Origin of the sequence: Lactobacillus delbrueckii subsp. delbrueckii DSM 20074 = JCM 1012, assembly GCF_001433875.1 — a bacterium.
GTDB lineage: Bacteria > Bacillota > Bacilli > Lactobacillales > Lactobacillaceae > Lactobacillus > Lactobacillus delbrueckii.
On sequence record NZ_AZCR01000027.1, the window covers coordinates 9,097 to 17,472 of the forward strand.

At 43.9% G+C, this 8,376-nt stretch carries 10 protein-coding genes and 2 pseudogenes; 7 read left to right on the plus strand and 5 right to left on the minus strand.

Going from position 1 to position 8,376, the window contains the following annotated elements:
• Positions 1 to 25: 25 nt before the first annotated feature.
• Together FD23_RS05140 and FD23_RS05145 are read left to right on the plus strand one after the other, a co-directional pair.
• A complete protein-coding gene (locus FD23_RS05140; protein WP_052933660.1) occupies positions 26 to 562 on the plus strand; it encodes an SLAP domain-containing protein in 537 nt (178 codons plus the stop codon).
• A gap of 223 nt (positions 563 to 785) precedes the next feature.
• Positions 786 to 1,346, plus strand: a complete 561-nt coding sequence (locus FD23_RS05145; protein ID WP_025895672.1) for a GNAT family N-acetyltransferase — start codon at positions 786 to 788, stop codon at positions 1,344 to 1,346.
• A 259-nt stretch (positions 1,347 to 1,605) separates the two neighbouring features.
• Here FD23_RS05145 and FD23_RS05150 read toward each other — a convergent pair whose 3' ends face one another.
• On the minus strand, positions 1,606 to 1,911 hold the full coding sequence (locus FD23_RS05150) for a diacylglycerol kinase family protein (RefSeq protein WP_230844836.1): 306 nt from the start codon (positions 1,909 to 1,911) through the stop codon (positions 1,606 to 1,608).
• A gap of 117 nt (positions 1,912 to 2,028) precedes the next feature.
• Positions 2,029 to 2,259, minus strand: a pseudogene (locus FD23_RS05155) (diacylglycerol kinase family protein); the annotation flags it as partial.
• A 265-nt stretch (positions 2,260 to 2,524) separates the two neighbouring features.
• Here FD23_RS05155 and FD23_RS09900 point away from each other — a divergent pair.
• The 3 genes from FD23_RS09900 (at position 2,525) to FD23_RS10465 (ending at position 3,411) form a co-directional block, all read left to right on the plus strand.
• The gene (locus tag FD23_RS09900; RefSeq protein ID WP_011678274.1) at positions 2,525 to 2,701 is read left to right on the plus strand and encodes a hypothetical protein; all 177 of its coding nucleotides are present in this window, start codon (positions 2,525 to 2,527) and stop codon (positions 2,699 to 2,701) included.
• 52 nt (positions 2,702 to 2,753) lie between these two features.
• Positions 2,754 to 3,137, plus strand: a complete 384-nt coding sequence (locus FD23_RS10460) for a helix-turn-helix domain-containing protein (protein WP_230844835.1) — start codon at positions 2,754 to 2,756, stop codon at positions 3,135 to 3,137.
• 67 nt (positions 3,138 to 3,204) lie between these two features.
• Complete coding sequence (locus FD23_RS10465) at positions 3,205 to 3,411, plus strand: hypothetical protein (RefSeq protein ID WP_230844837.1); 207 nt, start codon at positions 3,205 to 3,207, stop codon at positions 3,409 to 3,411.
• A gap of 96 nt (positions 3,412 to 3,507) precedes the next feature.
• Here the strand turns inward: FD23_RS10465 and FD23_RS05160 are convergent, their stop codons facing one another.
• Positions 3,508 to 4,977, minus strand: a complete 1,470-nt coding sequence (locus tag FD23_RS05160; protein WP_025895673.1) for an FAD-dependent oxidoreductase — start codon at positions 4,975 to 4,977, stop codon at positions 3,508 to 3,510.
• 46 nt (positions 4,978 to 5,023) lie between these two features.
• Between FD23_RS05160 and FD23_RS09325 the strand changes: the two genes are divergently transcribed.
• Both FD23_RS09325 and FD23_RS10900 read left to right on the plus strand, forming a co-directional pair.
• Positions 5,024 to 5,386 carry a LysR substrate-binding domain-containing protein gene (locus FD23_RS09325; RefSeq protein WP_230844834.1) on the plus strand — a complete coding sequence of 121 codons (363 nt, stop codon included), beginning with the start codon at positions 5,024 to 5,026 and terminating at the stop codon, positions 5,384 to 5,386.
• The gene (locus tag FD23_RS10900) at positions 5,331 to 5,459 is read left to right on the plus strand and encodes a hypothetical protein (RefSeq protein WP_257786480.1); all 129 of its coding nucleotides are present in this window, start codon (positions 5,331 to 5,333) and stop codon (positions 5,457 to 5,459) included. Before FD23_RS09325 ends, FD23_RS10900 begins: the two co-directional genes overlap by 56 nt.
• A 63-nt stretch (positions 5,460 to 5,522) precedes the next feature.
• On the opposite strand, the pseudogene FD23_RS05165 reads toward FD23_RS10900, so the two are convergent.
• Positions 5,523 to 7,398: pseudogene (locus tag FD23_RS05165) on the minus strand (FtsX-like permease family protein).
• A 22-nt stretch (positions 7,399 to 7,420) separates the two neighbouring features.
• On the minus strand, positions 7,421 to 8,173 hold the full coding sequence (locus FD23_RS05170) for an ABC transporter ATP-binding protein (protein ID WP_025895675.1): 753 nt from the start codon (positions 8,171 to 8,173) through the stop codon (positions 7,421 to 7,423).
• Between the last annotated feature and the right edge of the window lie 203 nt (positions 8,174 to 8,376).

Genomic DNA, 8,376 nt, shown 5'->3' on the forward strand with positions numbered 1-8,376 from the left:
GTAAGAAAGGTTTGCGTGAACAAGAGTGAAGTTAAAACGGGTTTGGCTCGTTAAGTTAATATTTGTGCTGGCTTTTGCCATTATTTTGGCGCCAAAGGCAAAGACTACGGCAGCTTCAGATGCTGACAAACCGTTTTACAAGAATGCCATGGTCAACACTTACGTGTATGACGAGAAAGGCAAACGGACCAAGGACAAGAAGATCCTGGCCGGTAAAGCCGTTGGCTGCTACAGCATGATTAATTATGTTGGTGACAAGCCATATATCATGATCGGCCAAAACAAGTACGTGGCATATATGAACGTGGTTGGCTTGGATTGCCAGTTGAACCATAACAGCTACATTTATTCCAGCAGTGGCAAGCGGATGAAGAATTCCGGTGTCTTGCTGAAGAATGGCCCGGTAACTGTCTATGGCGGCAAGAAAAAAATCAATGGCAGCAAGTACTGGGCAATCAGCGTTGGCTTGTATGTTAAGGCAAACAACGTTGAAACGCCTAAGGGCGAAGTCACTAGTGATCCAAATACGCAGAACCAAACAACTGAACCGCAAACATCTTAAACTTGAGCACTGCAAATGCAGTGCTTTTTTGTTTGGAGGGGATACGATTTCGTTTTTAGCTAATGGTTCGAATAATACATATTATGTAAAGTTAAGCTAAAAAGAAACGAGAGAGGTGGCGCTGGTCGACTGGCAGGATCTGCTTCAGCATGTTATATTTAAAGATATTAAACGTACTTAGTTTTTGTTTCTATTTATTATTTGACGACTTACTGGAGGAAAAATGTTTAGCTACAAAGTTGATGACGAAATTAAATTAGCTCTGCCGCGGCTGAGCGATGTTGACGAGCTCTACGCCTTGATTGATGCAGATCGTGACGACCTTGGAAGATTTTTACCATGGGTTGACCACGTGCAGTCAATTGACGATGAATTACCTGCTATCCAAAACGACCTGAACGGCTTTGCGGCTGGGACGTCCTTGAACTTGTTAATTTGGTACCACGGTCGCCTGGCTGGCAAGATCAGCTTAAATGAGTTTCATAAAATGAACCTGGAAGCTGATATCGGCTACTTTTTAGGCAAAAGTTTCCGCGGACACGGGATTATGACCAGAGCGGTTCAAGCTCTGCTGGACATCGCTTTTGACGAATACGGTTTGCACCGGGTTTACCTGGAGTGCGCGGCTGACAACTTGCCAAGCAACGGCGTAGCTCAGCGCTGCGGCATGCGGATTGAAGGCACTTTGCACGGCCGCTTGATCCTCAAAGACGGCTATCACGATTGCAATCACTACGCGATGCTGGCTGAGGAATGGCCAGATATCAAGGCCAGCTTGCAGTAGTTACTAAAAAAGTGCGACTCACTCCACCGATACCACTGCCGGATTGACAAGATAAATCCATGGTTTAGTTTCTTTAAAACTATAATTTTAATGACAGAAGTTCGAGATGCCCTTTTGGCTCAAGGATTTGCTTTATAGCAATTTTACTGAGTTTTTGAGCATTTTTTATTTTTCTTTTCTGCTTTTGATTTCTGTTTTATCAATTTATCAAGCTACAAAAAAATCTGTCCGTATTGCGGCAGATTCACTAGCTAGTCTGTCAAATGACCAAGTTCAAGGATTTTGGCTGAACAACCAGATGATACTTCGCTGCTTCCTTCTTTTCACCATCAAGATTCATTGCAGCAGGCGTTGTTATACTGTCGTTGATCTTTGATTTGGGTGAAATTTGGAAGCCCCCGCCGTAAAAACGTCCATTGCAGAAGGCACAGAGCGTGACCTGGTCGTTAAAAAAGCAGGCCATTTTGTGGCCTATGACCTTTACTTTGGCAAACTTATAGCGGCTGATATTGCGCAGAATTGAAGCTACATATGCTGCGCTTTTAAGCGTTTTAACGTCAAGCAATCAAGGCGTCAAGTCCAAAGCAGCCAACGTTGACGCAGTAGCGCTCATCATTGACTAAAATTGTGTCAATTGGAATCGCTGGCTGGTCTAAAGTCGCTTTGAGGATGGCTCTAGGACTCATCTCGCGCGGGAAAAGTCATTGCCCGTCCCAAATGGCAGGCAAACAACTCCATGGTTTGTGTGCACGAGATTTTGGATGACTTGGTTGAAAAAGCCGTCTCCGCCAACTGAATAGAATCGCGTTTTTTCAGGGTAATTTTTAACGATTTCTTTTACATGGTCCTTGTACTCACTAAAGTAGATCTCGCAATCTCTCCCCTCCATCACCCTTTCGATGTTTTTGATGAGGGAATCACTTCTGGACTGATCTGGACTTGATTAGAAAAACATGCTTCATGTACGATATCGACTTCCTTTTACAATAATTTAATGTAAGCACAAACTCGCCGGTTTGTACAGAAGCCGTAGCAAAAAGGAGGTAGCAAGGTACCACCTCCCCTGTTCCCTCCCCCGCTTTTGGAGGTGAGTTTTTAGTTGCGCTATTAATTAGCAGCAGATTTTTTTGAAGAGATAGTATAATAGTGGTACAAAAATCAAGGAGATATTGGAGCCTATGGAAGTCGCTGAAGCACTGACAAAGTTAAAATTTCTGGTCAGTCATGATAGATTTAAATTGGTTGCAAGACAAGGCACAATGAAAGTACCTGTTTCTCGCATGTTAGCAAAGACAATCATTGAGCAATTATCGTCAGAAGACTTTGTAAAACACAGCGCCAGCTCGCTTTGGTGATGAAACAAATCAGCCAATTTACGATGCTGAACTTGATGAACGTGCATCTGAAATGGCTAGACAAGCGTATCGCGACGACATGGGTCTCCTCTCGCCAACAGAACTTAAAAAATATCGGGCTAAAGTTGGTCTTTCTCAACGCAATTTGGCAGAACTGACAGGACTTAGTCCAAATACTATTGCTCTGTACGAAGCTGGTGCATTTCCTACACCGGCAAACAATAAAATGTTAAAGTACTTGATCAGTGACGATGAATTGTTGCGTCAATACATAATGGATGATGATAATAATTACTCAAATGATCTTGTTGCTAAGGTCAAAGCTTATCTTCAGCAAGAAGATATTGTTGTTATTGACCAAAGCTTCCAGCCAAAGTTCATTGCTGTACAATTGGCAAATTGGCTAAGAGTTGAAAATTATTTTGGCCTTAGATGAAAACGTTGAACCATTGACACAAATTAAGCTAATCAAGCTACTGTATTTCGCATATGGGCGCTATCTGGTGAAAACACACAACAAATTATTTACGTCTTCAATAGTGCACTCACAGTACGGTCCAGTAATTACAGAAGTACATAGCAAACTCAAGGGACTTACGGTATTAGATACTGGAAAGCCTAGTAAAGAAGCATTTGATGATTATAACTTGGTTTCTAAAGATAGCGATATCTCTCACCTGTTGACGGCAGGATTATCAAGGGTCAATTGACTTTTGATACATTCAGTAATGGCTTAGAAGAATAATGGCATTTTACTGACAACGAAAGCTCTACCCAAACTTTAGGTAGAGCTTTTTCTGTTCTATTTAATTCATTGCTGCATAAGCACTAGCATACCTGCCAGCAATTCGACCTGAATTCCATGCAAAAGCGTTGCTTAAGCCTTCAATTGTTGGATAAGATGAGTCATAAAGGCCTGATGCGTCATTTCCGACAGCATAAATACCATCAATTACTTGTCTCTTCACATTTAGAGCCTCAAAATGCTCATTGACTAATGCACCACCGACAGTCCCCAGGGTAGTTGAATTAGCACGAACTGCATAGAAAGGTCCCTCTTTGACCAACAAAGTCATGAAACGGTCATCTTTGTAAAGATCCATGTCTTTACCTTCTACCACCAGTTCATTGTATCGGTTAACTGTTGCAGTAAGATTTGCTGGATCAACCGCAATCTTCTCTGCTAATTTTTGAATGCTATCTACCTTGAAGACAGCACCTTGGCTGATACCCTCATTTAAATCTTGGTCTAGTTGCGGATATGGACCAACTTGATAAGTCATTGGCTTTTTATCTAGCAAGCGGAAGGTTCTTTCAAATGAACTTGTCCAGTCCAAAGCTTGCTGACGGAGATAATCGACAGTTGCTTGGTCAAAGAGGAAGTAGTAGTACCCACCGATCTGGTAAACTGAATCACCCCATAATGCGAAATCATATACTACGTCTTCATTAGTAAATCGCTTGCCTTCCCGGTTAACCCATAAGAGTGGGATGTTGGTCAAGTCAAAAAGACTTGCGTTGTGCCACTTTGGATCCGTCTTTGAGTAGACAGTTGCCGCATGGTTTTCAAAAATTCTCTTGTAATCGCTAACGCCGCCAGCTTCTTTGAGTATCTGAAGGCCATCACCGGTAGCTTTCCGTTCACCCATTGAGTACAGGTCATCTGGATCAATTGCTAAAGTACGCTTGATTTCGTCCTTATTGCCAACAAATCCCCCATCAGCTAAGATTACGGCTTTAGTTTCCAAGGTGATTTCTTCGCCTTTTCTGTTTGCTTTAACGGCAGTTACTTTACCCTGTTCTTGAACAATTTTTTCGGCTGAAGTTTCGGTCATAAGGACTCCGCCGTTTTCTAAAAACTTGTTCATTACCCGCTTAAATCCGTTAAACTTATCGATAAATTGGTGATAGGTTCTGGGATGCTCCTGGTGGACTTCTTGAGTGTTGGTCACTAATTCAGTCTCCAAACCTGATTCAGCCATCCAATCGATTGTGGCTGCTGATTCTTCAAGAATGGCCTTAACCATTAACGCATTAGATGAATGGTGAGTATAATTGATGATTTCCTCATAGGCATCTTTTAGGCTGTACTTCACTCCAGCTTCTTTTTGAGCCCTGCTTTCAACCGCAAATAGTCCCTGGGCACCAAACATCCCTGCACCGCCAAATTTGTCGCCTTTTTCCAATAGTGCTACTTTTGCTCCGCATTCTGATGCAGTTAATGCTGCACTGATGCCAGAAGCACCAGCTCCTACTACTACGATATCAAAGTTCATTTTGTTCTCCTTTCTGAACTTGATACATTTCTAGCAGTTGCAGAAATTGGATTTAAATGGACAAACCTTAAGTAGTCGCCTAATTCCACAATTTCGGAAGAATCATCCTAAAGCACAAATATCTTTCAGAGAGATAAATGATTATCAGCAAATATCTGCTGAAGTAGACATTTTAGAAATGGCTTATGCGAAAGAGCCACTGAGTGAACACGAATTCTCTTTCATATCCATTGTTCCTTCGCCTCTTCGAGTAGCTTTGCCAGCAAGTCATCCCTTAGCCAAGAAAAAGCAACTATCTTTACAAGACTTAGCAGCACAGGATTTGGAAATCGTAGCTCCATCTGCATCCCGAAATGCTGGAGATCAACAAGACCGACTCCGAACGCCGGGAACTGCTCCGGCCATTTGAAATCATCCCTACTGACGGCTTTGTTTACGACTTGCGGCAAAGCCCGATTTTCCAAAAAGCCTTCACCTTCTAAATCCATGCAAAAAGCGACCAAAACTGTATTATGTTTCGATCGCTTTTCATTTGCTATAAAAACTTAGTCTTGCTTAGTCTCTTCTAAAACAATCCCCTGGTAAAGCTTAATGGTTACCAGGTAGTAAACCAGGTACAAGAGGAAGAATGCTAAGAATGGAATCCAAATCTTGTAGTAGGGGTCTGGCAGAAGAATCGTAAAGATCTTCAAGCCAAAGAGTACGTCCAGGCTGCCAAGTACCGCCGGTGCCACAAACAAGATGGCAATTTCTTTTCTAATCGCTACCCTCAAGACGCTGTTTCTAGCCCCAAGCTTGTAGAGGATCTTGTGCCGCAATTTATCACTGGCTGCGGCTGACAGGATCTTAAACATCAGAGTTGAAGCCAACATCATTAAGAAGGACAAACCAAGGGAAAGGCCCATAAATTCAAAGCCTGAGCACATTGCCGCGATTTGCTGGTAAAGAAACGACTTGGTGAATTCCAGGTAGCCGTATGCCATTGAGTCCTTGCTGAACAGCTTCATTTCTTGCTCAGTAAGCTTCAGCAATTTCTTGTTGTTCCTGGCAAAATCCTTAACCTTGTAAAAAGTGATGACCTTAGTCGTCAGCTTCTTTTTGGCAAAAGCTGCATCTGACAAGGCCACAAATCCCTTGCTGGAATCTTCTGGGAAAAGGCTGGCAGCTTGAGCAGAATTTCTGACCGTAGCTGAAGTCTGCTTACCAGTTAAGGTCTTGGAAGTAACCTCAACCGTGTGGTAAATCCGCCTCTCCTTGTCAATCGCCTTCTTCTTGTCTGAAGATGCCGCGTTATACATTTGGATCTTGAGCGGCGTCTTGTCAATTTCACTTTTCTTGACATAGAGGATGCCATTTTTCTCATCAGCCTTGTAGCTGTAAGTAACTTCCTTCTCTGTACCGATTTTTTCAACCTTGTCAGCCAGCTTCTTCTGCTTGCCAACTAAGACAATATCGTAGTACATAACGTCAGTCATGGCATTCTTCAAGTTGTTGAAGTTAATGCCGACCGTAATAGCGCCAAGGGCCAAGGCCAGCATAATTGAGATGGCTGACAGGATTCTGGTATAGCCATGCAGGCGGAACTTTAACTGGCCCAGAGTGTAAGGCCGCATCCCTTTGTAGAGGAAGCTGTGTCTCTTCCGCAAAAAGTCGATGACCGCTACAAAGAAGGCGTCAAAGATTAAAAAACTGCCCAAAACGATGGTTACTAAAGCAATTGGAATTGTCTTAAGCTGCAAAGTCGCCACATGCCACATTGTCCAGTAGCCGGTAGCCAAAAGCAGTACCCCCGCGATAGCCTGGATAGTCCGTAAGACCGGCCGGCTCTTCAGCTTGCTTGGCTTCTGATCTTCGTTTAAGAGATTGATCAGAGTAGTCTTGGTCAGCTTGACCGCGTTCCAAGAAGCAGCCAGGAAGAACAAGGCAACAAAGAAAAGCAAGGTCCAGAGAACCGCTGGCAGGTAGAGCGGATTAAAGTGAGCCAGAGTCAGCCCCAGCTGCTTGACCATCAAGGATGAGACCAGTTCAGTCAGCCCCACGCCCAAGATAATCCCAATCCCGGTTGCCAGAAGGCCAGTTACCAGGGTCTCAGCGAAGATCAGCTGGCCGATTTTGCCGCTTTTTGCCCCCAGCATCATGTACATGCCGTAGTCCCGCTTTCTCATGCTCAAGAGGAAGCTGTTGGCCGTATGCCAAGTAGACCAGGGTTAAGATGGCCAGGAGGACGATCCCGAAGGAAAAAATAAACTTAGTTGCTCCCATGGTCAGCCGTCCCGCTACACTGGACTTTAAGAAAGACGGGTTAGCGGCCAGAGTCAAGAACATGTAGAAGATCATGCTGGCGGCGCTAAGGCCGGAAAACAGGACCAGGTAGTCTTTTAGCCGGCTTTTCAGCCCGGTCATTGACAATTTAAAAATCATGTTAATCCCTTTCTTTACTCAACTAGTCGGTATTTTCGCTGAGCTGGCTGATCAGCTTCTTGCAAAAGTCCTGCCGCTTCAAGTCCCCGCGCTTGATCTCTTCATCAATCAAGCCGTCCCTGATAAAGAGAATCCGGTCAGCAAATGATGCAGAAAACGGATCGTGAGTGACCATCAAGATTGAAACCTGGTCTTTCTCATTAAGCAGCTCCATCGTGTCCAGCAAGGCCCTGGAAGACTTAGAATCCAGAGCCCCGGTTGGTTCATCGGCCATCAAGATTGCCGGTTCATGAACCAAGGCTCTGGCAGCAGCAACTCTTTGCTTCTGCCCGCCGGAAATGGCTGCTGGGTACTTTTCCAAGACTTCGCTGATGTTGAGCTTAGCTGCGATCTTATCGACCTTAGAATCGATTTCTGAGCTTTTTACCCCTTGCAAAGAAAGTGGCAGGGCAATGTTTTCCCTAGCGGTCAGGTTGTCCAAGAGGTTGAAGTCCTGGAAGATAAAGTCAATTTCTTTAGCCCGGAAGTCGGCCATCTGGTTCTTCTTCAGCTTGGCGATGTTTTTGCCGTTAACCGTAACCTCGCCGCTGCTTGGCTTGTCCAAGGTCGACATGATGTTCAAAAGAGTGGTCTTACCAGAACCGGAAGTCCCCATAATGGCGACGAATTCGCCCTTGGCTACGCTGAGCGAGACGCCCTTTAAGGCCTGGAACTGCTTCTCCCCTTTTTTACCGTAAGTCTTTGTAACGTTGTTGACAGTCATCACTTTTTCCATAGTTACCCCCTAAATCGTATTGGTGTATTACTGTTGTGACACACTAAACAATACTGGAGTCTTTAAGAATCGTCAATAGGAATTTTAGTGATTTGCAAAAAAAGTTGTAACAAAAAACAGGCGAAGTGATGTGACCCCCAAAATTGGGACAATTTAGTATTACGCCGTTAAGGTTGTTAAAACATGATTCCGATATTCAATCG